This is a genomic window from Parasedimentitalea marina (genome assembly GCF_004006175.1).
GTDB classification, from domain to species: Bacteria; Pseudomonadota; Alphaproteobacteria; order Rhodobacterales; family Rhodobacteraceae; genus Parasedimentitalea; species Parasedimentitalea marina.
Genome location: NZ_CP033219.1, coordinates 2694742 through 2718835, shown reverse-complemented (window position 1 = coordinate 2718835; position 24094 = coordinate 2694742). Strand labels below are relative to the sequence as shown.

Below are 24094 nucleotides of genomic sequence, written 5' to 3'. Positions count from 1 at the left end.
AATGAAGTACGCGTTTGAGGGCAGATCTCAGAACTTTACAGCGTCATGAAGAGAAGGTCGGACAAGAAAGAATCCGCCTTCCGGATTCCGCATGAACATGCCGCGACCCTTTTCGTGCAGTGGAACGTATTGCCCTATAATGGATGGTCGGGAAAGTCCACGCACCTCTGGCACGGCGCCGCGATGGATCAGCCTTCCATGCCAGATTAAGACATCACCCTTGGTCGGGCAAAAGGATTCGACCTTCAGGTTTTCCTGCTCGATTTTCTTCATGACAATTGGGTCGATGATAGCCTCAACTATGCCACCCCAAGTCAATTCACCTTTCTGCGCTCCGAAATGCGCCTGCGGCCATCTGTATTCGGGTTTGAGGAAAGTGTTGAGCATCTGATTGTTGACCATTTTCCATCGGTGGCTCCCTGCGATGTACTCAAAAGGTCCGGAGCGCGGGTCAATGTCATCAAGAGCAAACCAGACTCCGGCCCGGGGCAGCGCCTCCGCGGCGTCAAGATAGCCGTCCGGATGCCATCCCCGTTCCGTCGATCGATGGCGGGTGTGTGTCACCAGTAAACCCATATCCATGCCATGCAGATCGCGGAACAGTTTCACCAGTTCAGGGAACAAGGCGATCCTCCGGATCTCGGGGTGTTCTACATAACTGACCGGAGTGCCAAAGCCCGCATCACCCAGATTAAGCTTCTTGCGAAGTTCCAGATACTCCGCAATCAGATCATGGGGAATGAAATTCCGTTTGATCACATAGCCATTCTGGCGGTAGAAAAGCTGGTCCTCCGTCAGGGTCGCATTCAGCATTTCGTCTTCGCGGTCGCTTCGTTTTCCAACGAGGTAGACTTCGTTTTCGGGTTGTGTTGCGATATCTTCATAACGGGCTTTTGAAATCTCTCGCAGGCTCTTGCAGAAGTATGGACCGTTGATCGCCCTCAAGAAGTTACTGGAAAGAGAAGATGCATACTTCTCGAGAGGGTTTTTGAAGAACATTGCGATTCCTTTCGAAATGGACATTCATCGGATTTAGGTCTGAAAATAGTTCGCTGATCGCAACCATAGTTTCCGCCCGGTTTGAATGTTGAGCTATGTCACGAACCTGCACTGTGGCCAAGACCAGCGTGACAGGGAAATTCCGTTCGAAGCTGTGGAGTCAAGTGATCTGTCCCCCGTAACATGAATCGTTCTGATGTTAAGTTTGCTCAACCTTTCTTAAGAGGAAACGAATGTGAAAGTGCCGTTTCACGGAAACCCAAATCACAGGGTGATCAAAGAGCGGGGAAGTCTGGGTGCCGACCGCTGAGGCGTGCCGCAAGCATGGATTCAGTGAGGAGCAGGTTAGTTGATTTGCTACATTTTGTCCTCAATAGGTGGAAAGCGATGCTGTGCCGGCGAAGACTGAGAACCAAAGGTTGATAAAGCCCACGTCCCGATGGTTCCCGCGGCTTGCGGCGAAACCACAGTCTGAGTTCTGCGTCTCATGACCCTGCTGAATGGCGGCTTCGGCGACAAGCGCCGCGCCGCAGCGGTATATTTGTTGCACGCGCGAGTAATTGCTGCGCAAGCGAAGTACAAGAACCGGAGGTCGGCAAAGTCCGCAGTTTGCCAGTTCATGCGCGGCGCAGCGAACGGCGGCATTCCGCCCTTTGTGCCCCATATGCCGCGTCATGCTGCACCCGGAACCAACGTCGTAGAAGGGCTGGAACCAGCCATTAGACGCGATCACCACCAATGGCAGCAATGCGCAGATAGCGGGCTTTGCAAAGTCGAAGCCTCATGCGTCACGAGAGTGCATGAACGGCCCTTACCTGCCGTTGGACCTTGGCGCAGCATATTCACACTTTCAGCTCAAAGAGACGAGCAGAGCTCTTGACGTTTTGAACTTTTTGCCGGACATACCGCATTGATGGTTTCTGGAAGCCGAATGTGATTCCAGAATGAAATGGGAATACGGTGAGGAATAGCCAACAGGCGCCGAATCCGTAACTGCCCCCGCAACTGTAAGTGGCGAGCAAACCCGGTGAACACCACTGAACGCGCAAGCGTTTGGGAAGGTTCGGGCAAGCGAAAACCCACAAGTCAGGAGACCTGCCATCATCGATGCAACTTCAACCCGGGCGGGGTGTCCGGACAGGAGGCCATGATGGCTTTACGGATTATTCCGTTCGGAAATACATGTCTGCTTTGTACCCCGCGTTTTCGCGGAGGGCGACATGGGATCACCAACACACAGAATTACAATATGCACGTCATGCAAGCATAAGGGCACCCTATGCAGGCCCGGCTATGAATTGATTGCGCAGCTGCGCGCGGCCATTTTTGCTGGGGGAGATGCAATCTCTGAAGAGTTCGTTGTATCAGGCGTTGCCTATATGGTGGGATGTGATCGGCCCTGTACAGTTGCCTATCATGGGACGCGTAACGCGACGCATCTGTTTGGCGACATTGACCCTGGCGATGACATCGATGACTTGGTCGTCTTTGCCCGTCAGTATGCGGTGGAGAGAGAGGCCTGGTGTTCATCAGTTGATCGCCCGGAAAACCCGCGCAAATGCACACTCGCCCGTCTGCCAGCGGCCATCATAGCGCTGGAAGACAGCGAGGTGCGCCTATCATGAATGCCGCTAGTCTTATCGCTGAAAACCTCAGTTGGGCCCCACGTAAAAATCAACCGCTCCTGCTGCAACCCACCAGCTTCGAGGTGAACGCTGGTCAGGTCTTGGGGGTGGTTGGGCCCAATGGCGCGGGGAAATCTACCCTGTTGCGGATGATTTATCGCTACTACTCCCCCTCATCAGGACACATCCTTATTGATGGGCAAGATATATGGGGCATGCCACCGCGTTCCGCGGCTCGCAAAGTTGCCGCCGTGTTGCAGGAACAACCAACGTCCTTTGGTTTAACAGTGCGGGAGGTCGTGGCATTGGGCCGCACTCCGCATCGATTGGGATATTCGACGCCCGGCGCGCGAGACGCAGACATCGTGGATGAGGTGCTTTCACGGCTTGGCCTGCAGAGCCTTTCTTTCCGCGATTTGTTGACTTTATCAGGCGGAGAGCGCCAACGGGTAATGGTGGCGCGAGCATTGGCACAACAGCCGCAAGTATTGGTGTTGGACGAACCAATAAACCACCTTGATATCCGCCACCAGTTAGAGGTTCTGGCACTGATCCGGGAACTCGACCTGACTATTATTGTCTCGCTACACGACCTGAATATGGCATCGCAGATCTGTGACCAAATTTTGCTTTTGGAGAATGGTCACACAATCGGGTTCGGTCGTCCTGACACGGTGCTGACAGAGGCGCAGGTTTCCGAAGCTTTTCGTATTAAGGCCCGTCGTGAATACCTGCGCCCAAGCAATACACAACATCTTTCTTTCCACCTACCTGACCAAAGGAACACCATATGAAACTTATGTATACAGCACTCGCGTCCGCGATGATGACAACACTTCTTGCCAACAGTGGGCTTGCAGAAATCACAGTGCAAAGCTGTAATCGTGCGGTTACTTTTGACAAACCTCCACAGGCTGCAATCTCGAATGACGTGAATCTGACCGAGATGATGTTAGTACTGGGCCTTGCGGATCGGATGGTTGGCTATACAGGAATCTCGGGCTGGAAGACCCTGGATGCAACCATGACCGAAGGCGTTCAAGAGCTACCTGAACTGTCATCCAAGTATCCCAATAAAGAAGTGTTGATTGGTGCCGATGCCGACTTCTATTTTGCCGGTTGGAATTACGGCATGAAGGTCGGTGGCGAAGTCACGCCAGAGACCCTCGCGCCCTTTGGGATTAATGTCTATGAGCTGACGGAAAGCTGCATTCACATCGGTGAGAAAGATGCCGTCAGCATGAATGACATGTATAATGACATCTTGAATTTGGGGAAGATATTTAACGTAAGTGATACTGCCGAAGCCCTTGTTTTTGGATACCGAGAGGACCTTGCCCAATTTTCTGCTGGCCTTATGCCATTACCGCAAGCACCCCGTGTGTTTGTTTATGACAGTGGTGAAGATGTGCCTTTTACGGCAGGGCGATATGCAATGCCAAATGCCTTAATTGAGGCTGCTGGCGGCATCAACGTTATGAATGATTTGGAAAAAAGCTGGTCGACCATTGGGTGGGAAGCAGTGGTCGAACGTAACCCTGAAGTCATTGTCATCGTAAACTACGGCGAAGTAACGGCTGAAGAGAAACGCGCGTTCATGATGTCGAACCCAGCCTTCGCAAACATTGATGCCGTCAAAAACGACCGTTTTGTAACTTTGGAATATGTTGAGGCAACCCCAGGTCCGCGAAACATTGCTGCTGTAAAGACACTTTCAGCTGCATTCCGGACTGAATGATGACTGTTGAGAGGGCAAGAAAGTTAAAGAAAACAAGTTGGGTAGGCTTTGGCTCCGTTATGGGTGGCGGGCTGATTGTTCTTGTCCTCTCCATTTCGATTGCTGTCAGCGTTGGCGCAATTTCAATTCCGCTATCAACAGTCTGGGGAATCCTTTTGAACAAAATTCTCCCCGGATTCATTACCCAAGATTGGTCCGCCGGGCGCGAAGCAATTGTCTGGGATATACGGTTTCCCCGTGCATTATTGGCATGTCTTGTTGGCGCTGGCCTAGCAATGGTTGGGGCAAGCTTGCAAGCCGTCACACGGAACCCTTTGGCGGACCCTCATTTGCTTGGAATCTCAGCAGGCGGAGCGTTTGGGGCGATCCTTGCGCTTTTGCACACGGGTATGTTCCTAGGCCTTTTGACTGTGCCTTTGCTGGCGTTCCTTGGGGCGTTGGGGGCGACGGTATTGGTTCTTGCCGTGTCACAATTTGCCTCTGCCACCAGTGCAGACAGGCTTATTCTTGCCGGGGTTGCAGTGTCGTTTATCATTATGTCACTGGCAAACATTCTGATTTTCCTAGGTGATCCGCGCGCTACCCATACGGTCGTATTCTGGATGCTTGGGGGACTAGGGCTCGCGCAATGGGGACAGCTTGTTTATCCGTTGGTGGTTTTGTGCTTTTGTGGCACATATCTTTGGCTGAATTCAGCTAATTTGAATGCGATGACCATCGGTGATGAAACAGCATCAACCCTTGGCATTTCTGTTAGCCGCTTTCGGTTGATGATCTTTATGACCGGCGCGTTGATAACCGGCGTAATGGTCGCATTTTCTGGGATCATTGGCTTTGTTGGTCTAATGATCCCTCATATTGTTCGGCTGATGGTCGGAGGAGATTACGCGCATGTCTTGCCAATAGCCGGTCTTTTTGGCGCAATATACTTACTTTGGTCGGACATCATCGCACGTACGATAATGGCACCTGATGACTTGCCCATCGGGATTGTCACTGGCCTGATTGGCGGCGTTTTTTTCGTCTGGCTTCTGCGACGCAGGACGCACTAAATTTGTTATTTCCATGGGGACAATCAACGATGGAATTTAGTAACACTCGTGACTTTGCAAAGCACACTTACTGAGCATAGCCGTCGTTGGAGCGGATCTCGCAGCGAGGGGTCGCTGTCCGCCCTTAGTGTCGGATGCTGCACCGCGCACCAAAGTCTTAAAAGGGCTGGATGCAGCCGTTAGACGGGTTTGGCATAGATGGCGGCTTTGGGTCGTTCGTTACATGTAGCGCCAGCGAAAGGTCGTGTCTGGGGCAAACCCCAACCGCTCTAGATAAACCCAGCTGCTACCAGTTCGCGCTTGGCCCGCTCAACTGTACGAACGTGGCAACCCAGGGAACGAGCAATTTTGCGGTGGGGCTGGCGGGTGAGAAGCGCGGCTCGGAAGGCGGCCATTTTAAGGGCTCGGCTGGAATGCGGCCCAAGCGGGATTTGGATCCGCCCCGGACCATAGGTCTTGAACAGCCAATGGCTGATCTGATCACCAAGCTGCTCGGTTAGGATTGAGCGCGCCAGGCTGTGCTGATGTGGGATGTTGGTTTCAGTGCCGCCAAAGAGGCCTGTGAGCTTCCAGACGGCGTCCGGACCAAGGCTGTCTTCCAGCTCTTCGAGGATCTCAGGGACGGTCATCCCGAGATCAATCATTTCATCACAGGTTAGTAGGTTCGGGGGGGCGTGTGTGTCTGGCATAGGATCTTGATGCCGACACTCGTCGGTGCGTACCGCCCCGTCACGTGTCGGGTCCAAAGCCAAAACGCGGTGGGCAAATTTTGTCGGAGATTTGGCGAGATCTCAGGGGCTCGATATGCGGGCCGCTGAGGTCACTTTCCGCCTGAACGCTACTCCGGGGCGGAAATTATCACAACCGCGATGCTGCCCCGTTTAAGTGGTATTTAACGGCGATCCTCAGAACAGGTCCGGCCTGCAGTTCTCTGCTTGCTGGGGTGAAACGGATTGAATAGGCAAAATACTGCCTTTTTCCTGCTTAGGAATGAAAACCAGAGTGCGGGAGGGTGGATTTTCTCAACAGGCCTGCAGACGACGGAGATCATCCGGCGCGATCACCAGTTAGATCGATCAGGATTTAGAGGAATAGATCGGACTGGCGCTGATCCTTAGCGCAGCGCAGTTCTGCTGACATGCGTTCCACAGTCCGGATATGAACGTCGACCTCTGCGGCAATGATCGAATGGCTCAAGCCCTGGTCCAGCAGCATGGCGATCCGCTGGCGGCGTCCGGTTTGACCGCAGATGTTTCCGGCGGGCACCAACATCTTGCCGCTGCCGAGCAGTTTGTAGAGCTTTTGCGCATTGGCTTGCCCGACGATTTTTGAGAGAGAGCAACCGGGGGCAGGGTCCTTGGCGATATAGATCTCGCGGCCGCCGCGCTGTTTGGCCAGGCGTACCGCAAGGTCGACGCTGATTTCGTCAGCGATCAGCGCCAGAACGCCGGGTAGATATGGCTTGAAGCCATTGCTCACTTGCGATGCTCCGCCCAGTCAAAGTCGATGTCAGCCCGAGCGCCCCAATTTTTGAGCGCCTGGATGACGGCATTGATCTGGGACCACTGGCGGAGCATGTCGACATCAGCCGGAACCGAGCCCCAGGTGTTGCCGAACCGCGCGCGAATGAACTTGTTCAGCCCGGCGCGGCTGGGATCGCGCAACGCGCCGGCCTCGCCAAGCTTGCGCCAAAGAACGTGGACTAGGCGCAAATCTGGGCGTGAGGCGGCTTTGTGTTTTTTGGGACCCTTTGAAGAGGGTTTAAAGCCATCGCTATTAAGCCGTTTGATCAGCATCAAGAGTTCGGCGTGGTCCATGTCCTTCATGGAATGCTTGCCGGTTACAGCGAGCTGCAGAGCGCGGCGGGCGTCACCGTCCAAACCAAGCTGGCGGCAACCGACGTGGATCTTTTGTTGCAGGGCGCGGGTCATGATTGGATGTCCTCGACATGAACGACGGGTCCAACAGGGTGCAAAGCCGTGATCCGCGCCAATCGACGATCCGACCGTGCGGTTTCCTCGGCGGTAATGTCTGCAAGGTCGACGTCAGTCAGGCCAGCAACAGTGGCCTGTAGCCTGAGAACTGTCAGCCGACCTCCCAGGGTCATCGACGCGCGGGTCTGGCTGGTCGCGTAGGCGCTGAGATTTTGACGCAGCTTTAGGCGGTATTTTTCCTTAGACTTGGGCACAGGAATTCCCCCTTCAGGCTTTGGCTAGATCAATGGTGATGTGCTGCCACTTGGCATCAGGAGCCGGGCGCTAGTAGCAGCGCACATAAGTGGCGGTGCCAACCACTCGCATGGCATCGCGAATGGCTGTCATGGCGCGCTGCCAGCGCTCATCCTGGATCTCCAGGTGCAACAACTTGAAGATCTCAGCCCGATTGATCTGACCTTCTTTGTCGGTGTTGAAGGCGTTGGTCACGATGGCCCGCAATTCGACCGGCGCATCGGCAGACCACTCATTCAGGCATTCATCCACAATGCCCTTGGCGACCTGCAGCTCCGCGCCAAAGTCAAACTTGTCGGCAACGGCAACCTGAACTTTGAACAATCCGTCATAGCTCATCAGCGTCTTGTTGCCCTTCGCGCCGCCGATGGTGGATCCGTATTCCTGTTCCAGGATGGCTTCAAAGGAGCCGATGTCGTCAAAGACATGCTCTTTGAACCGGGAGGTCTGGGCACTGAGGGCTAGCCCGTGACTAACTATCTTGCGCACTGTTTCGTCCTGGAGTTGATCCTGAGCTTTGACCAGGTCTATCGGTATCAGGCCGCCCTTGGCATCCGTCATGTAGGTATTGCCGTTTGCAGTGACGCGACCGTCTGGGATCGGCGCAGGCTCGAATTGGTTGGAGGGGGGATTGGTCATTGTACTACCTCGTTTTGGGGTGGCTTGGATGCGGCCTCAAGGATCAAGGCGGGGTTCTGGGGGAGGCCAGAGAACCCGGCTTCCTCAGCCAGCAGGTCGAACTCGCAGCCGTTTACCGTGCCAGCACTTTGGGCCAGAATGAAACGGGCGGTTTCCGTTGAGCGAAACGCGCGCAAAGTGGTCAGCGTCAGCGGTAAATCTCCGGCACAATCAAACCGACTTGCCTGAATGGCATGGCGTAGGGCGATGCGTTCGGGGGTCTCTGGCGTCTCATCAATCGGCCGGATCATGATGTTGGCGTCCACTTTGAAGTGACGACAAATCCGTGCCAGCAACTCAGGACCTGGGAAACTTTCGCCGCGGAGGTAGCGGTTGAACTGGGTGCGGTGTATGTCCAGATCACGGGCCACTTGAGTGATTTTTAACCCCTTGGTCAGCCGTCTGAGGTTCGCGCCCAGAACATCGCGCAGCTTCTGCGGATCTTGATTGCCTTTAAACATCATCGTCGTCTCCCTCGGCTTGGCTGCGATAGCGCGGGCAGGCGCGACAGGCGTTGAACATCATCACCCGCATTGGGCTTGACGATTCCAACTTGTCGGCGCGGCGACGCCACTTCAGACAGGTTGGGCTTTCGACTTTGCCGCCAAGCGCCGGGCAGTCCACCGGGGCGTTCATGTAGGTATCGCGGACAGTGCTTTCGATGCGCGACAGGTTGCCGGCATAGCTGTTGCGAATGGACTGGCTAACGACGGCGGCGCTGAGGTCCAGCCGCTTGGCCACGCGGTTTTGGGAGGTCTGGTCACATTCGCGGATGAGCACCTCGATCCAATCAGGAATGATCTCGCCCCAGCCGTCTTGCGCTATGATCAAGCGGTTGCTCATTGGAATTGTCCCATCGGTGAGTAGACGATTTTGTCTTCGTTCGGATCGACGATCACCGTCATGCTGCGCTTTTGTGGGGGCAGGGGACCGGCGTTGTTGATCAGCAGCAACGGGGTGTCGCCAGTGATCCTGGCCGTTGGCTTTGGCGGCTTGATAAAGCCAGCCAGCGTTAGCGTGCGGCAGTATCGTGTTACATCACCCATCGTGATGTCCTGGCGAGACTGGCGCAGGGCCGTGAGCAGGTCATTGGGCCGGAACCGTTTCTTGATCCGAATAGCGGTCCAGATCGCACCCTCGACTGTGGCGCGCAGGTCGCGCGCCGTATTCCGGCCGTCCCTGGCTGATTGCGTTGTATAATAGACCTTGGCGCCGTCACGGCCCCAAAACCGAATAACCTTTGCGGCCTTCAGCCTGCGCAGGAAGCCCGTCCGCATGATGGGGTCCAGTGGGAAAACCGCTTCAACATCCGCAGCGGTGAAGTAAGGGCGCTTGGCGATATAACGCCAGATCTTCGCTTCCTCTGGGCTGCGTGGTGTCCAGGTTGGAATATCGACGTGCACGCCCTCGGTGCTTGCGATCTCTATCAGGTCGAGCAGCCGGGCATGGGGCGTCTTGTCGGACAGAGACCCAGCTTTTGCCAGAGCTTCGATGTTCGCGGCTTCAGCTTCACCCCAGGTGGTCAGGAAGTGCTGGCGACCGTCACTGCCACAAGGAACGATAGCGCCAATCTCTCGCATCATCTGCAGGAACCGGTCGCGCACAGTGTCTTTGGCTGAGCAGTGGGTGGCGACATCCAGCTCGGTAAACCGCAACTGTGAGCGCATGAAGTCCAGCAATTCCTGCTCAACGCCGTGTCTGACATGCACTTCGATCACTTCAAGCCACCCCTCGGAACCGGCGCGGTGTCGCGCATAAAGTCCAAACCACCCCACGTGGCTTTGGAAATATCGACCAAGCCCAGTTTCTTGGCCTCGCTGCAGACGTGGGAGACCTCTTTAACGATCCAACGCGCGTTGCCGGTGTGACGCTCTCGAATGATCGCCAACAGATCGTCCTGAAGGGTGATGCCCGGAGGGGAAACCATATCCGCCAGGTGGCGGGCGTCAGTCATGTCGGCGGGCAGGGCCTCGGACCAGGACAGCACCCGGCTTTTGAATTGATCGTGTCTGTTCAGAAGCTGGGGGAAGTTTTCCATGCCGATCAGCAAGATGGGAATTTGTGACCCGTCGTGCAGGTCACGGACGATATTCAAAATCCCCTTTGAGATCAGGTAATCGGCCTCATCAATGATCAGCGGTCGCGCATCTATCGCCAGCGCTTCATTTGCCATCTGGACCAGCTCTGGCACCGTCCCTTTGATCGGGCGGCCAAGCTCGCGCAACAGCTGCTGCAGGAAGAATTTTTTGCTCCATTCGCTTTGGACCGCCAAATGGATAGCATCCAATTGATCAGCGCAGAAAATGGCCCCAAAGGTCTTTCCGTATCCGGGCGGCCCATGAAACACCCCAAAGCCTGGTGCGCCCCAGGTGCGACTCTGCAGCTCTTTGAGCAGCCCAGCCATTTTGGCCACGTTGGTCAGCGGCCTGACGGCGTTGCCGATTTCTGATAGGTATGACATGCTCACTCCTCGTTCACTGCTTGTCGTCGCTTTGGGGGTCATCCAGGCGGCGTTTCTTTTTGAAGCTACCGGCCAGTTTTGTTTCCGGTGTTTCGGCCAATGCTCTGCTTGACGGCCAACAGGCCCTCATATTCGGGGTGGTTCAGGAAGCCTTCCAACCAGGCCGCTTCGCGGGTGCCAATTGGCGTTCCGGCTTTCTGGCGCTTTTGAATGTCCTGAACCTGTTTGAACCGGCCATCCGGGGTTCTTGCGACTTCAAACGCTTCTGAGGCGCGCTCCGGTTTCTTGGTGGAATATTCCAGGATCAAAGCGTCCCGTGCGTCCGTCGCGTCTCGGTTCGTGTGATCCTGAAACGTCTTCACCTGAGGCTGCTTTGGGAACATCCCTGTCACCACTTTGGCTTCCATCAGGGGGCTGGTCTTGGCGCGGGTCTTGTTCATATCGGCCGCAATTTGGTCGATTGATACTGGTCGGTGCAGATCGCGCAGGGCCTTCTCAGCTTTGACAATCTGGCGACGGCGGCGGGCGGTGGACCGCGCGCCTTCAAGATCAAAGAAGCCGACCTTTTGCTGGCACTCGGCAAAGCCAAGATAGTCGCCCTCGGGGCCATATATGTGGACGCCGCTGTGCAGATCCTCGGGGTTAAACCTGACAATGATCTTGCGACCGGCGTCCTGGCTCATCCAATCGCAGTGATAGACGTTGCCGTGGAAGGTCAGTTGGCCGCTGTTTTTGTGCAGCTTGGCGCTGGCTTGCCCCATCATCCAAAGGCGGCGTTGTTCCTCAGTAGCCTTCTGAATGGGCGCAATCGCATAGCTCTCTTCAAAGGTCTCATCAAATGAGCGGCCTTTGGCGGTGGGGGATTTCCGACCGGGGCGGGCGTTGTGTTCAAGAATGCCACCTTCAAGAGCATCTATAAACTCAGCCGCTTTTATGGCGCGGCTCATGTAGTTCTCAGGCTTGGCGCCCGGGCGGTTGCCGACATAGGCCCCGGCAAAGCGCGGGTCTTTGGCCACGTCGCTGGCAAGATCGCGAAACGCCCGCTCAATTGGCTTAGCCTGGCCATGGGCCGGGGTTGCCCAGTGCATCTGAATGCCCAAGAGCGGCAAGACGCCTTTAGGATCGTCATCACAGATCTTGAACCGGAACCGGGTTGGCGCACCCGCCGTCATCCACTTGTTGGCAAACTCCCGTCCATTGTCGAAAAGGCAGCGCCGTGGAATACCCCAGTTCTCAACCATTTCCCCAAAGGCAGCCATAACCATGACTTTGTTTGGATCATGATCCACCCGCCAGGACAGGATCTTGCCTGAGTATAAGTCCTGAAACGCCACAATCTGCGGCCGGTTTATGGTGCCGTCTGGCCACTCAACAAAGACGTCGATCTTGTGGCAGTCAGCGTTGACGGCTTCTAGGGCGGTCAAGGCCGATCTGTCGCGGATCTGTGCTGGGTAACAGCGCATCAAACCGTTGACGCCTTCGCGCCAAAAGACCTGTGAGACACGGGGCACTTCTGCGTTCAAACGGCGCTGTGCCGTCTTACTGGCCAATACCTCCCAGGCTTCTTGCCCGGCCTTCTTGCACGCCAGCCGATAGCACTGGGCATAAGTCGGCTGCTCAAGGCGCAAGTAAAGGCTCTTCAAATAGTCCATAAACGCTTGGTTGCTGGGTGCTTTGATGGGCTTTCGTATCGCTAGGCGATTGCGCGGCACCAGATAGGCCAGGTGGTCCTCTGGGGGGATGCCTTCGATCAACTCAAGCCAGTTGTAGAGACTGCGAGGCGACGATCCACACTGGCGCGCGGCCTCGGCAACCGCGTAAACATGGGTCACGCCGGTAAAGTGCAGAGTGTTGACAATTTGAAGGGTGGCCAGCCGCGATTTGGCCTTTGCCTTGACGCTCTCGGGCAAGCGATCAAACGTTGCCCAGGCAACCCCCCGATCCGGGCGCGCGTCGGGGATCGAGGCGGCCTCTTTCAACAGCTTGAGCCGCGCCGCCAATGGTAACAGAGACCAATGATACATCCAGCCACCGCCGCGCCCGACTTTGCGCTTGGCGCAACCTTCAATGGACCGCCATTCCTGACGCTCGGCAATCGAGTTTATGCCGCGCTTGCTGCCCGGCAATTCCGGCAGACCAGCCTTGGCCAGCTCCTCTGCCGTCCACCAGATTTGTTTGGGTTCAATAATGCCCATCGGATCAACCCGCCCGTTTTGAGTTGAATGGGAGGATTTCGGCGTCTGTTTCGGGGGTCTCGTCGCTCACAGTTGGGACGTCTGCGCCTAATAGCTCCAGCAACTCGTCGCGGTGTTCATCGGCAAACCGCCGGCGGGCTTCTTTTGGTGCCCGTGTATAGGCGTCACTGATCTTGCCATGGGCTTTCTCAACGGGGTCTTTTACCGTAGCGCCGGGGGCTTTCTTACGGGCCAAAACCTCCTTGGCGGACTTGGCGGTACCATCGCCCAGGGCGCGGCAAATGTCATACCGATCCGTTGTTGATCCGCACTTGGCAATTGTCTGCAGGTCGGAAAGGGACACCCTCTTTGGGGCGTCCCGTAGCTCTTGGATCTCGCGGGGGCCAAGGGACCGGCCCGCAGCAACAAGCCGTCGAATTGTGCGCTCGTCGACGCCCATTTTGTCGGCTGTTGCGGTTACAAATGATACGACGGACATGTTGTCCGCCGTATCCCAACGTTTTGCGACCAAGTCTGCCCCGGTTGCTGCTTTTGTCTCAGGATAGGCCCGCTCATATACTTCTTTGCGACGGGCAAGGAATACTGCCAAATCCAAAGTGTTAAGCTCGGCATGGGCAAGGTTATCGTCAATCTCTGCCAGCATTGCCCAGTCATCTGTACAGTCCCAGACCTTGGCGGGAATTTCAGTGCGGCCCAGGGCGCGAAACGCTGCCATCCGGTGACCGCCGGCAATCAGCCGCAGCTTGCCGGTTTTCTTGACTTTGCGGACTTGGATCTCGGACATCAGACCTTGGGTCTCAATCGAGTGTGACAGGCTTTTAACTGCCGTTTCAGACACCGGGCGCAACCGGTTCGATGTGTCAATCTCTTCAAGTGGTATGTCTTTAACTTCAATCAGGCGTGGGGGACGCATGGGGGATGCTCCTAAATGAAAATTTAGCGGGTCGGGGAGGGGGCCTGGGCGGCCTTGCGATTGCCGACAAGACGGTTCCAGAGCGCAGTGAACCTAGTGCGATCTTTTGGTCGTGTACGCGCCAGTTTTTCCCGCTCAACAGCCTTCTGGAACTGGTCGCGGTTAGCGAGGAAACGCTGGCAGTCGGCAAGCGTTCGGTCGTTTAATAATGCTGTGGCCCAAGCGGTCACCTTTTCCTGTGCCAGGCATTCTGCTTCGACTGTGTCGTCGAGATCGTGGGCAATACTCTCTGCGGATGCAGACCCGGATTTCACTGAGGTCAGTTGCTCTGTCAGATCCGCTCTGAGGGCCGCGAGGCGTGTGTGCCTGGCAGCGGCTTCTATCAAGCCGGATAGGCGTTCTGGCGCGGTCATTGGCGCTGTCGCCATGGCCTGACATTGCTGTTCAAAACTCATCGAAAAATGTCTCCTGCAAAAAGTCCAATAATCATGATTATGAAAAGTGAGGCCGCGCCGAGGATCTCGCCGAGCCAGAAAAGGGCGGTGCCAAGCCAAGCGCGTCGGCCCCAGCGTCTCTGCAGTAATGTGCAATGGTTGGGGCCCGTCTCCGCGAGTGTTGGGCGTGAATAAAAAGCCCCCAGTGGCGCATCCCCATGGCCACCGGGAGAGTTGTCCAACCGGGCCCGAGCAGGGGCGTGGTTGGATCGGGAGTGAGTGTGGGTGAAGGTCATGAAACCCTCTGAGTCGGCGGTGCGTTGGAGGCCCCCGATCTTTGGCGAGTTTTTCCATGGATACCCTCGGAATACGCACCCTTGTCTTGAAGGTGCGGAACCACGTCGTGTTCTGGGCTGTCAACCTCATAACCCAATGTGAAAAGTACGAGTCTGATTGTAAGTGCCGAAGGATTGCCTGCGTTTTTTTCGTCGGCAAGTTGCCTAAGGCGTTTTCCCGAAACGCCGCAAGCTCTGCCCAGTTTTTCATAGGTGAGCCTACCTAGGCCAGCATTGCGGTGTGCCATCTCCGTTTTCAAGAAGGCGGCAAACTGTAGGCCGCTTAATTGTCTAATGTTGGTCTTGCCTGTCATCAGTCCTCCATTCAGGTATGGAGGATATGCATATAAGTCTAACAAGACAACAGTTAATTCAAGAAACTAGACATATAAAACCACTTGATGTATTCAGCTCGGTGCTGTCAGGATCTTTATTTCCATTTGCGGGAACTATATTTCCATGCCACAATGGCCAGATGAAAAGTGACCCCAAGATAGATGCACAGCCAGAAGATGCTTGGCGAGAACGCTTGAAACAAGCGATTGATGACCGGCGCCTTAGCTACAAGGCGCTGTCAGTGGAGGCTGGTTTTAACGGGGAATATGTCAGTAGGATGCTGAACGGGCGGATCAATCCTACAGTCGATAAAATTCTGACGATTTGCAGAATTGCAAATATTGATCCGGTCTTCCTATTTTCGAGTACGACCTCCAACAAGGAAATGCGGGAAGTCGTTGAAGCAGCGTCCACTCTATCTGAGAGAGAAGCCGGCTTGGTCAGTCGCCTATTGCAGAGCGCTCGCCCCGAGTAGTTTTACTCGGGCTACTGCCTTGCGAAATTGTTCAATGCCCCAGCCCGGCTGTGTCTTTTCCAAAGCTTCGACCAATGCTACGATATTTAGCAAATCCATGGCGTTTATTGGTTGTTCGTTCATATTCTTATTGCCTAATTTTATTGAAATGTCCCTACCTCTATGCATTTCGAGGGGCCTAAAAATATGGGCGATGTGATTGGTGTAAAATGTAACGCTAACGATTTTTACCGAGCGATTTTTGAAAGTGTTCTTATTAGTTCTTGGAGGCGGTTTCCTGCAGCCGCCAGATTGCTCCGCAGTTATAGGAAATGCTTAGCAGCCATTCACTGCGATTGTCACGAGCGACCAGGGTGCCGGACAATATAGGCCGCTGTTGTCAGTCCAACTGGAGCACTTGGCCCAAATCCGCCGTTCGCGCCAAGCCCGTCTAACGGCTGCTTCCAGCCCTTCTAAGACATTGGTGCGCAATGCAGCACGGGGGACGTCTGAAGCAAGAAAGGCGGGATGCCGCCGTTCGCTGCGCCGCCCATGAACTGGCAAACTGCGGACAAAGCACCAATTCGCTGCACCGGCGCCAATGTCGGCTTAGAGTTTGGATGCCAAGTTGGTCCAAGCGCCTTTAGGGTTCCCTCAGATAGTTATTATGGCCCTATGATTTTGCAGACCGAGAGAAACCCAGAACGCCTTTCTAAGGGGAAATTATTGGATGTGGCCATCAACGACATCAATGTAGTATCTGGCAATCATCTCCATAACATTTTCTTTATCGGAATCTGAGGCTTGCGGAAAAATTTGGTTCACCAAATCCTTCAAATCATCTCCATAGAAAAGTAGGTACCCTTTTATTACTTCAACTTGAAAATGTGGGTTGAGAAATTCAGTCGATTGTTGATTGTCGTCCCTGAACGAAACTATTACTTCAGTAAAAACATTTCTCTTACCTTGATCCTCAAGGTATACCCTTAGTCCATTAAAGCGCAGCAATTCATACCGGTGGTCTGGTGAAAGCAATTCAGTCATTTGCAAACCCAATCAGAAAAATTGCTATCCAATATATCACTGACATCGAAAATAGCATGAAAGTTGCAAGAAAGGAAAAAAACGGGCTTACTGGTGGAGTGCGACGCCCCCAAATATCGATCGCGCAAATTACTATATGCGAGATTGCACAGGCATAAATTACTAAAAAAGCAAACATACTATACCAAATTTGCCCAGCTATCTCAGTAGAGATAGATGGATTGCGACCAATAGCTATTAGTCCAATAACGATTGGAGTCATCCAACCGATCATAGTGATCACAGGCCCTAATAAATCCTTCCCAACAGAATCCGCCATCTTCTAATTGCGACCTCCAATAACCTTAACCTCATTTGTATATGTATCTATTTCGTAGGAGTTTATGGCTCCTTCGAGTTGGTCTCCAAATATGCTGGGCGCGAACGGCCTATTGTGTACCGAACCATTTTCGTTTTGATAAAACGAATTCGCCATTGCAACTGACAAGTCCATAGCAGCAATGCCTTGTTTTCGAAAGTCAACGTCCCAACTTCCAAAGCCATCAGCTCTTAATGCATAGTAGTTTTCAGTACTGGCGCTGACATTTATTCCACTTGGCAGAACGTCCAAGTAAGCAATATTCGGATACTGTGCGGCATACTTCCGACCAATACCCTCACCAAAGGCTCCAACAACCACCGCGTTATCAAACTCTTTTGACGTTCTATCGAGTACGTTAAGCACTCCTCCAAAGGAGTTGCCTATTTCGATGTATTCGATTTTTGGATTGCAATGTAAAACATCCTGATCGCCCGCTGCCTCCATTGCCCCTTCCAGCAGAGCGCTTGCCGCTCTACTTTGATTTGGGTTTATTAGGAAAATTACTTGCCCGCCATCGCATCGCTGTGCATTCGCCAACGAACCCGAAAATAGTCCACTAAAAAGCGTTAAAAACACAAATTGACGTCGAAACATCTCGATCCTCACTCTATCAATACAAGGCATCTGTTCTGGTGTCTTTGTAGATGTTAGCTCAACTTGCTCTGAATTACACCCCATGTTATGCTCTCCCTGGTTGTTGGATCAAGCGCACCTAAACCAAACCACAGAGGGCAATAAAGTCATGCGCTTTACACTAAAATCCTACACACACCGCGCTAGTGGTAAAGAACGTCGATGAAACAGTAACGGGCGACATCACTCTGGGAGCATTTTCAAGCTGCATTTCGGAAATCACGTGGTCAACCGGCAACCGTTTGAAGTCTTGGACCAGACTGACAGCGAAGACTTGGGAGAGACGAAGGAAGGGAAGCGACTAGAGATGAGCAACTCACGCCTTGTCTGGACGATGTTGACTCCCCAAGATAAACGACCGAATACGCGCGAAAACGCCTGATTGTGCATCACTACAACCAGCGCCCACTGCCCCACACTAAAGCCCTGGTGCAAAAGCCTTCATGACTTGCGCACCGAAGCGGATATTGGTGCAAAGTACGGCATCAGTGAGTTTGTGCTCTGACCAGCAGTTGGCTGCGGACCGTTCGAAGGTCCGGTCTGGGCCGTTCACGTCATATCACGGCAAGTCGCGGCCAGACTTTGCAAAGGGTGCTTTCTGCGTAGAGCTGCCGTTGGTGGTGGCCGCGTCTAACGGCAGCAGTCAGCCCGAATCGGACCCACGGTCGTCTATGCTAATTTGCGACAGCAGACCTTCGCTGCGCGGGTCGCGAGTTCACAGAATGCGGACAAAGCCGACACTCGTGACTTCGTACTCAAGGTCTGCTTTATAGTTGAGCCTCAACCGAGAGATGCCCAGTAAAGCCAGCTACGGCACTTGCCGGGTGACATTACAAGTAGGGGCCAATTCAAATGATTTCTGCCAAATATTTGAAAATTCCGTGGGGGGTCATTCTGGCGTTCTCTGTGAGCACCGTCTACGCCGACGAACAGAACATTCCCGCCCTTTGGATGTCCGAGCTGTTTTTTGATAGATGTGTACCATCATTATTGGATGAGCAGACTATAAACGGAAACGGTTTAGACCCGTTGCCCAGAGATACAGCCCTCAGCATCGGAGCAACAACAGGACGCGCATGGATGCCATTCGATGCGCATGTATCGCTGTCTGACTTAAATACCTATGAAGGCAACTTTTATGGATGCCAAGTTCAGTGGCATAGCCTGGCCGCAGAAGGTCGCGGCGACACCATTAACTATGGTCAAGTAATAGATGCCTTCAACACGTGGGCAGACGCCGAGGTTTCACAAGGAAGATTGGCGGCAATAAAACAGTGCGGTGATCGAAACGAAAAATATCTGCGAGTTGTTGAAAGCAGAACTGAGCGCAGTCAACCCGTCCGCTTTGTACTTTCATATGACAGCAAAATTGATTTCATTTTTTTGATGGCAGGTGAAACTGATTTAGTGGGAGAGGCCGAAGCTTGCTGAAGCAGACATTCGTGAGCTCCGCAGCATCTGTCAGAAAGGGCTCTCACCCGGCTTTCGCCGCACGCGACACGAAAGGCCGCTGTCGGAAAACGGGCCAAACTTTGCAAAGGTAGCAATCTGCGCATAGCTGCCGTTGGTGCTGGACGCGGCGAAGGGGCGGTATCGGAAGAAAGTGTACGAAACTGGTGCCGTTCTCGGATCCCAGACGGGGGCACCATGTGTCAGTTCTCCCCAAAAACGCTTCCCACTTCCTGCACGCAACGGAACTTATCAAATGCATATATCTCTTTGATTATTATCAACTAATCCTTTTCCGGGAAGTCGTGAATAAACTTGGCGCAGGATTTCCCAGTTCCGTCCCTAGGAAGACGCTCACTTGGTAGGGTGCCGAGACGGTTAGAATGGCCGATCAACCCTAAATATAAGGCTCTCACGGAGGACAGGGTAATTTGCAAAGTTTGATGTCTCAATATTGGACATACGGCGTTAAATGCCCGTTTTAAGCTGTTTTGAAGGACACCCATCAAACCTACCCAGGATGCGGCCCACCGTCACAAAACCCCTTGTTTGTAAGGTTCTATCCGGGTTCTTCCGGCATCCTCTGGGCTCTTCCGGTTACTGCAGTATCAAGTGTCTCCTAACAGCGGGCAAACCGTTCAAATCGGTGGTTTGAACGCGTCTTTAAACCGTCTTTGAACGCCGTTGTCGCGAAACATCGAAGACGGGTTGAAGCATTGAATGGGAGGCCAGGGGGGGGGGCAATCTCAGCGGGCAGCTTCCTTGTTCGCGTCCGCCCTCAGCCAATTCCGTACTGCCACATCGGTCACACAGAGTTTGCGCGCGACCTGATCCGTTAACAAACTCTGGGCTTTTTACGCGCGGGCCCGCCACTTTTTGGCCAGAGGGACACGAGGTTGTAACCGGTGAGATTTTCCGTCAACGCCTTGGCCTTGTCGTACCCCACCACAGCAACGACGCTGGAGTGGGTTCCGGGGTTGCCTGCAATATAGATTTCGGTGCCACCGAAGGCTTCTAAAAACCGGAGAGTGTCGTCCAGGCCCAGGACCTCGAAGTAAAGTTCAACTTGGGCTGTTGGTTTTGGGTGGGGCGGGTCAGGAGTGGTCATCGCGTGGCCTTATCAAGTGTTCAAGGTCACGGTACTCGCGAGAGAAAGTGTGCATCAGCCCAGTCACTGCCGCCTTGTCATCGGGCGAGACCAAGGCATTCAGCTAGATAAAGGTGGTCAGTGGAACAGCGACCATACTGCCAAATTTTCGGCGGGGCTAAGCCGCAGACACCCACAGCTATTTGCGGGAGCTGCGTCATAAAACGGGGTATAGCGCTTACCTTCCGGGATGCTCAGGATTCGCTCCAAAAGCCAACTCTAGTCTGGCATACCGGGGCAGGGTGACTGCATGCGCGGTCCAAATGGCGTGCCGTCGGTCTGTTCCCATCTCGCCTGCGGACCTTGCCATCATTACTGTTGTTGATCCAACTGGAGTAACGGTCCAAAGCCGCCATCTATGCAAAACCTGTCTAATGGCCGGTTCCAGCCCTTTTCAGACCCAGGACCGAAACCTTTCACTATGATAGTCGACGTTCATGATGACGTGCGGCACAGAGCAAATAGGCTGGCACGCGAGCTTATACCGAGTTTGCTGTAGGCGCGTTTTCGGTAGGTCACGACGGTAGAGGGTGCGACGCCAATATTAGCAGCGATAAGTTCCGTTTTCTGGCCTGCCAAGATACCGAGGCAAACTGTGCGTTCACGCGTGCTGAGAACATCCAGTAGTGCTGGTGCGTCGGATCCGACTTGCTGTTCGAAATGCAATAGTGCGAGCCGGCCTACCAATACAAATAAGTCAGGATCAAGCGGGGCTGTTGAGGTTCCCGTTTGATAAAGGCTAATGAAGAGCCGCAAATCGCTTCCCACACCAAGCAGGGTTGTTTTGGTAAGAAGGCCTGGTGTGTCAAAGAATTTTTGGCGGTATTCGGCATCCATGTCCTTTGATACATCATCTAGGGAACGAAGAGTTACTGTACCGGGCGAGGATGCCAACAACTCAGGCAAAAGCGGGTCGTTTCTGTACCAACCATCAAGGTACATCGCCGCAAGTTCATTGGCCAATGCGGTTTGGCTAAAATGGCGAGACATCAGGCAAGTTGCCTGGCGTTTTTCGATAGAAAACACCATGATTTGATCGGTGCCGAGTCTCTCAACGAAGTCGCAAAAAGCCTGAGCGAAGGTGTCTGTCCCCAAACGAGCGAGGCAGAGGTCTATATAGTGGGCTGTCGAGGTCATGAGGGTCCATAACATGTCCCCTCCTAAAGGGGACAGACGTTGTTCGCATATCTTCTTAGTCTGAAGGGGAATTACTGGAGAATGCCATGAGACCCGCAGGACGTAGCGAAACAGATTCACTCTATTTTACTTACCCGCATTTTGATGCGCCAACCGAACGGGCTGGCCTGGCAGACCCTGCCCCAGTTGCTATCGTCGGGGCTGGACCCATTGGAATGACGGCGGCACTTGCCCTTGCCCGCGAGGGCGTAGCGTCGGTCGTTTTCGACGCAAAGCCGACGTTCAATGATGGCAGCCGAGCAATATGTGTGGCGCGATCAAGTTTTTATATTCTTGATCGCATCGGTGCCGTCGCACCTTTTTTGCAAAAATCGTTGGGGTGGACCACCGGGCGTAGTTTTTACCGAGGCAAACAAATTCTGGAATTCCAGATGCCTGATGGTGATCAAGAAAAATACCGCCCGATGTACAACCTTCAACAACAATATATCGAGCAGTTTCTGTGGGATGCGGTTGAGCGCAACCCCCTGATCGAGACGCGCTGGCGAAGCAGAGTCGTGCGTGTTGGGGATATTGATGAGGGCGTCAAACTTGAAGTGACAGATCCCCATGGTAGCTACGCGCTTGATGCAAGCTACGTGTTGGCTGCGGATGGGGCGCGCAGCCAAGTGCGCCAGATGCGTGGACTGCGTCTCAAAGGAGAAAACTACGAGGGGCGGTATGTAATAGCAGATGTGCAAATGTCACATGACTATCCAACCATTCGCCGAGCGTTGTTTGATCCCGATTGTAGACGGGGGGCAACCATCCTGATTCACAAACAGCCGGATAATATCTGGCGGATTGATTACCAATTGGCCGATAACGAGGATGAGGCTGACGCCATGACGGAAAGCACAGTGCGTGCTTCTGTCTCCTCCGTTTTGAAGGAGGTTGGCTATGATGGTGATTGGGAATTGGAATGGTGGAGTGTCTATTCTGCTAATACCCTCGCCTTGGACGACTACCGCGATGGGCGGATTTTCTTTATCGGCGACTCTGCGCATGTTGTGCCAATTTTCGGCGTACGTGGGCTGAACAACGGATTGGCGGACGCACAAAATATTGCGTGGAAACTTGCCTGGGTGATGCAAGGCAAAGCGGGAGCCGCATTGCTTGACAGCTATACGCCGGAACGTCGTGGCGCCACGTTGGATGTGTTTTCAAATGCGACCAAATCAGCACGGTTCATGACACCGCCTACGCGCGGTTGGGAAGTGATGCGAAACGCGGCCCTGAACCTTGCGCTCAGCCACTCATTTGCTGGGGAATTGGCAAACCCACGCCAAATGACTCCCTATACTTATGCCGACAGCCCGGTGGTCAGCGCTGACGATCCCGCGTTTTCCGGCGGCCCTCCCGCAGGAGCTGTGTTGCCCGAGGCACGACAGGGCGATGGCTACCTGTCGGAAACTTTGGGTGAAGGTTTTTCGTTGATAATATTTGATGAAAGTCTTGCCAAGAATATGGATTTTCCCAGCGTTGATATCATTGTCGTTGATACCGGCTCGGAAGCCGCCAAGTTGCTTTCGGCAGGTAGGTCAAGCGCGTACCTGGTGCGCCCGGATCTGCATATCGCAGCACGTTGGTTTGAGGCCAAAGCCAACGCTATCGAGCTTGGACTGAAATATGCACTGGCAGGAGTTTCGCTATGACCCCGACTGATTTGGAACGCGTGTATGACACTCTTGCGGCAAGCCTTGATTCTGTAGGCCCGGACAAGTCCGAGTTGTTTCTCGCGAAGCTAGCTTTGCTACTCTCTCATGAAATCGATGATGCAGGTCGTGTTCACGACTTAGTTCGCGAGGCTGGCAGTCATATCAATGCTTCAGACTGTGTCTCTTCAGAGCTGTAAACACTGTGGGGAAGGCTCCAAAGTGGCCAACGTATTTAGGCTACCGAACGTCCGCTTCGGGGAGGCGGCCAGTCTTTGCAAAGGTCGTTATCTGCGCATTGCTGCCGTTAGGGATGACCGCAGCGAAGGTCCGCCCCCTCCTTTAGATCGAAATGTGTAAGGTGCAGTACCCGGGCTTACACTGCGCCGCCTTCCCCGCCCGTGTTAGACAGCTGTGTCAACGTCCGGTTGGCGGTGTGGATGGGCGTGGAGGACTGGAGAAACCATCATGCAAACACTACATTTGCCCGCCATTTGGTCTAGCCGCCCGGCATGGAACAGGGGGCGCATTGTTGGACAAAAGAAACCGCTTCTGCCCAAACATGTCTGGGCAATTCGCGCTCGCTTGGAGATCGCGAACAACCACCGCGATCTGACGTTTTTGCGGCTGGACAAGTCAAAGAGCGCGCGTCGATCCTCCAGATAAAAACCCAAATGCCAGTCCGATTTGAGGTCACTGAGAGAACGCGACAATCGCTCCTACGCTGGATGGACGAACCCATGATGATTGGGTCCAGGTATTTGTGGCCGGGGCGGTTCCACGAACGCTTGCACATATCGACACGCCAATATGCGCGACTGGTTTGTGAATGGGTTAAACCCATTGGGCTTGAGCCAAGCGCTTACGGAACGCATTCGATGCGCCGGACCAAGGTTTCGCAGATCTATAAGAAGACGGGAAACCTACGTGCGGTTCAGCTTTTGCTTGGCCACACAAAGATGGACAGCACAGTCAGATACCTCGGTGTTGAGCTGGAAGACGCTCTGGCAATATCTGAAGCCGTTGAAATCTAGCACGTTGGGCCGATTTCACAGTCGGCCCACTCAAGACTTTCATGTGAGACGCAGAATACTACCGGATCTAGCTACATTTGAGGTCAATGCCGCACCAGGCACATTTCAGCCTGAAGGGTGGAATGCCGCCATTCGCTGTAGCCAGCA

The 24094-nt window shown here is 53.9% G+C and carries 25 protein-coding genes, 2 pseudogenes and 1 riboswitch; of the genes and pseudogenes, 9 read left to right on the top strand and 18 right to left on the bottom strand.

Annotated elements, in window-relative coordinates; genetic code table 11:
• Positions 1 to 27: 27 nt before the first annotated feature.
• The gene (locus EBB79_RS13100) at positions 28 to 999 is read right to left on the bottom strand and encodes a phytanoyl-CoA dioxygenase family protein (RefSeq protein ID WP_164860806.1); all 972 of its coding nucleotides are present in this window, start codon (positions 997 to 999) and stop codon (positions 28 to 30) included.
• 897 nt (positions 1000 to 1896) lie between these two features.
• Positions 1897 to 2116, top strand: a riboswitch (cobalamin riboswitch).
• A 103-nt stretch (positions 2117 to 2219) separates the two neighbouring features.
• On the opposite strand from EBB79_RS13100, the gene EBB79_RS13095 reads away from it, so the two are divergent.
• From EBB79_RS13095 to EBB79_RS13080, 4 genes and pseudogenes are all read left to right on the top strand, one after another.
• Positions 2220 to 2624: a DUF1636 family protein gene (locus EBB79_RS13095; protein ID WP_127749301.1), complete on the top strand. Its 405-nt coding sequence runs from the start codon at positions 2220 to 2222 to the stop codon at positions 2622 to 2624.
• A complete protein-coding gene (locus EBB79_RS13090) occupies positions 2621 to 3418 on the top strand; it encodes an ABC transporter ATP-binding protein (RefSeq protein WP_127749300.1) in 798 nt (265 codons plus the stop codon). The genes EBB79_RS13095 and EBB79_RS13090 overlap by 4 nt, the downstream gene beginning before the upstream one ends.
• Before the next feature lie 5 nt (positions 3419 to 3423).
• On the top strand, positions 3424 to 4362 hold the full coding sequence (locus EBB79_RS13085; protein WP_238705086.1) for an ABC transporter substrate-binding protein: 939 nt from the start codon (positions 3424 to 3426) through the stop codon (positions 4360 to 4362).
• Between the two features lie 77 nt (positions 4363 to 4439).
• A pseudogene (locus EBB79_RS13080) lies at positions 4440 to 5414 on the top strand (FecCD family ABC transporter permease); the annotation flags it as partial.
• Positions 5415 to 5683: 269 nt separating this feature from the next.
• On the opposite strand, the gene EBB79_RS13075 reads toward EBB79_RS13080, so the two are convergent.
• The 12 genes from EBB79_RS13075 to EBB79_RS13020 form a co-directional block, all read right to left on the bottom strand.
• Positions 5684 to 6043 (bottom strand): helix-turn-helix domain-containing protein, encoded by a 360-nt coding sequence (locus EBB79_RS13075; RefSeq protein WP_127749298.1) that lies wholly within the window; start codon positions 6041 to 6043, stop codon positions 5684 to 5686.
• A gap of 454 nt (positions 6044 to 6497) precedes the next feature.
• Positions 6498 to 6893: a helix-turn-helix domain-containing protein gene (locus EBB79_RS13070; protein WP_127749297.1), complete on the bottom strand. Its 396-nt coding sequence runs from the start codon at positions 6891 to 6893 to the stop codon at positions 6498 to 6500.
• Complete coding sequence (locus EBB79_RS13065; protein ID WP_127749296.1) at positions 6890 to 7345, bottom strand: gp16 family protein; 456 nt, start codon at positions 7343 to 7345, stop codon at positions 6890 to 6892. Before EBB79_RS13065 ends, EBB79_RS13070 begins: the two co-directional genes overlap by 4 nt.
• Positions 7342 to 7602 (bottom strand): hypothetical protein, encoded by a 261-nt coding sequence (locus EBB79_RS13060; protein WP_127749295.1) that lies wholly within the window; start codon positions 7600 to 7602, stop codon positions 7342 to 7344. The genes EBB79_RS13065 and EBB79_RS13060 overlap by 4 nt, the downstream gene beginning before the upstream one ends.
• 70 nt (positions 7603 to 7672) lie before the next feature.
• The gene (locus EBB79_RS13055; protein ID WP_127749294.1) at positions 7673 to 8281 is read right to left on the bottom strand and encodes a DUF3164 family protein; all 609 of its coding nucleotides are present in this window, start codon (positions 8279 to 8281) and stop codon (positions 7673 to 7675) included.
• Positions 8278 to 8784 carry a helix-turn-helix domain-containing protein gene (locus EBB79_RS13050; protein ID WP_127749293.1) on the bottom strand — a complete coding sequence of 169 codons (507 nt, stop codon included), beginning with the start codon at positions 8782 to 8784 and terminating at the stop codon, positions 8278 to 8280. The genes EBB79_RS13055 and EBB79_RS13050 overlap by 4 nt, the downstream gene beginning before the upstream one ends.
• Positions 8774 to 9163, bottom strand: a complete 390-nt coding sequence (locus EBB79_RS13045; protein WP_127749292.1) for a hypothetical protein — start codon at positions 9161 to 9163, stop codon at positions 8774 to 8776. The genes EBB79_RS13050 and EBB79_RS13045 overlap by 11 nt, the downstream gene beginning before the upstream one ends.
• The gene (locus EBB79_RS13040; protein ID WP_127749291.1) at positions 9160 to 10038 is read right to left on the bottom strand and encodes a hypothetical protein; all 879 of its coding nucleotides are present in this window, start codon (positions 10036 to 10038) and stop codon (positions 9160 to 9162) included. Before EBB79_RS13040 ends, EBB79_RS13045 begins: the two co-directional genes overlap by 4 nt.
• Complete coding sequence (locus EBB79_RS13035) at positions 10035 to 10781, bottom strand: AAA family ATPase (protein ID WP_164860805.1); 747 nt, start codon at positions 10779 to 10781, stop codon at positions 10035 to 10037. The genes EBB79_RS13040 and EBB79_RS13035 overlap by 4 nt, the downstream gene beginning before the upstream one ends.
• 65 nt (positions 10782 to 10846) lie before the next feature.
• Positions 10847 to 12976, bottom strand: a complete 2130-nt coding sequence (locus EBB79_RS13030) for a transposase domain-containing protein (protein ID WP_127749289.1) — start codon at positions 12974 to 12976, stop codon at positions 10847 to 10849.
• A gap of 4 nt (positions 12977 to 12980) precedes the next feature.
• Entirely contained in the window at positions 12981 to 13889 is a 909-nt protein-coding gene (locus tag EBB79_RS13025) for a ParB/RepB/Spo0J family partition protein (protein WP_127749288.1), read from the bottom strand.
• Positions 13890 to 13912: 23 nt separating this feature from the next.
• On the bottom strand, positions 13913 to 14344 hold the full coding sequence (locus tag EBB79_RS13020) for a hypothetical protein (RefSeq protein WP_127749287.1): 432 nt from the start codon (positions 14342 to 14344) through the stop codon (positions 13913 to 13915).
• A 654-nt stretch (positions 14345 to 14998) separates the two neighbouring features.
• Between EBB79_RS13020 and EBB79_RS13015 the strand changes: the two genes are divergently transcribed.
• The gene (locus tag EBB79_RS13015) at positions 14999 to 15469 is read left to right on the top strand and encodes a helix-turn-helix domain-containing protein (protein ID WP_238704902.1); all 471 of its coding nucleotides are present in this window, start codon (positions 14999 to 15001) and stop codon (positions 15467 to 15469) included.
• Positions 15470 to 16171: 702 nt separating this feature from the next.
• Here EBB79_RS13015 and EBB79_RS13010 read toward each other — a convergent pair.
• Genes EBB79_RS13010 through EBB79_RS13005 form a run of 3 tightly spaced genes read right to left on the bottom strand, consistent with a single transcriptional unit; the run spans position 16172 to position 17531 of the window.
• Complete coding sequence (locus EBB79_RS13010; RefSeq protein ID WP_127749286.1) at positions 16172 to 16492, bottom strand: hypothetical protein; 321 nt, start codon at positions 16490 to 16492, stop codon at positions 16172 to 16174.
• Positions 16485 to 16811, bottom strand: coding sequence for a hypothetical protein (locus tag EBB79_RS24880; RefSeq protein ID WP_238704901.1), 327 nt, complete (start codon positions 16809 to 16811; stop codon positions 16485 to 16487). Before EBB79_RS24880 ends, EBB79_RS13010 begins: the two co-directional genes overlap by 8 nt.
• Positions 16812 to 16814: 3 nt before the next feature.
• Positions 16815 to 17531 carry a hypothetical protein gene (locus EBB79_RS13005; RefSeq protein ID WP_127749285.1) on the bottom strand — a complete coding sequence of 239 codons (717 nt, stop codon included), beginning with the start codon at positions 17529 to 17531 and terminating at the stop codon, positions 16815 to 16817.
• A gap of 807 nt (positions 17532 to 18338) precedes the next feature.
• On the opposite strand from EBB79_RS13005, the gene EBB79_RS13000 reads away from it, so the two are divergent.
• Positions 18339 to 18917, top strand: a complete 579-nt coding sequence (locus EBB79_RS13000) for a hypothetical protein (protein ID WP_127749284.1) — start codon at positions 18339 to 18341, stop codon at positions 18915 to 18917.
• Positions 18918 to 19770: 853 nt separating this feature from the next.
• Here the strand turns inward: EBB79_RS13000 and EBB79_RS12995 are convergent.
• A complete protein-coding gene (locus EBB79_RS12995) occupies positions 19771 to 20043 on the bottom strand; it encodes a hypothetical protein (RefSeq protein ID WP_238704900.1) in 273 nt (90 codons plus the stop codon).
• 474 nt (positions 20044 to 20517) lie between these two features.
• The gene (locus EBB79_RS12990) at positions 20518 to 21234 is read right to left on the bottom strand and encodes a helix-turn-helix transcriptional regulator (protein WP_127749283.1); all 717 of its coding nucleotides are present in this window, start codon (positions 21232 to 21234) and stop codon (positions 20518 to 20520) included.
• Between the two features lie 71 nt (positions 21235 to 21305).
• On the opposite strand from EBB79_RS12990, the gene EBB79_RS12985 reads away from it, so the two are divergent.
• The 3 genes and pseudogenes from EBB79_RS12985 (at position 21306) to EBB79_RS12975 (ending at position 23947) form a co-directional block, all read left to right on the top strand.
• The gene (locus tag EBB79_RS12985; RefSeq protein WP_127749282.1) at positions 21306 to 22913 is read left to right on the top strand and encodes an FAD-dependent monooxygenase; all 1608 of its coding nucleotides are present in this window, start codon (positions 21306 to 21308) and stop codon (positions 22911 to 22913) included.
• Positions 22910 to 23113 (top strand): DUF2783 domain-containing protein, encoded by a 204-nt coding sequence (locus tag EBB79_RS12980; protein WP_127749281.1) that lies wholly within the window; start codon positions 22910 to 22912, stop codon positions 23111 to 23113. Before EBB79_RS12985 ends, EBB79_RS12980 begins: the two co-directional genes overlap by 4 nt.
• 268 nt (positions 23114 to 23381) lie before the next feature.
• A pseudogene (locus EBB79_RS12975) lies at positions 23382 to 23947 on the top strand (tyrosine-type recombinase/integrase).
• The last annotated feature ends 147 nt before the right edge of the window (positions 23948 to 24094 follow it).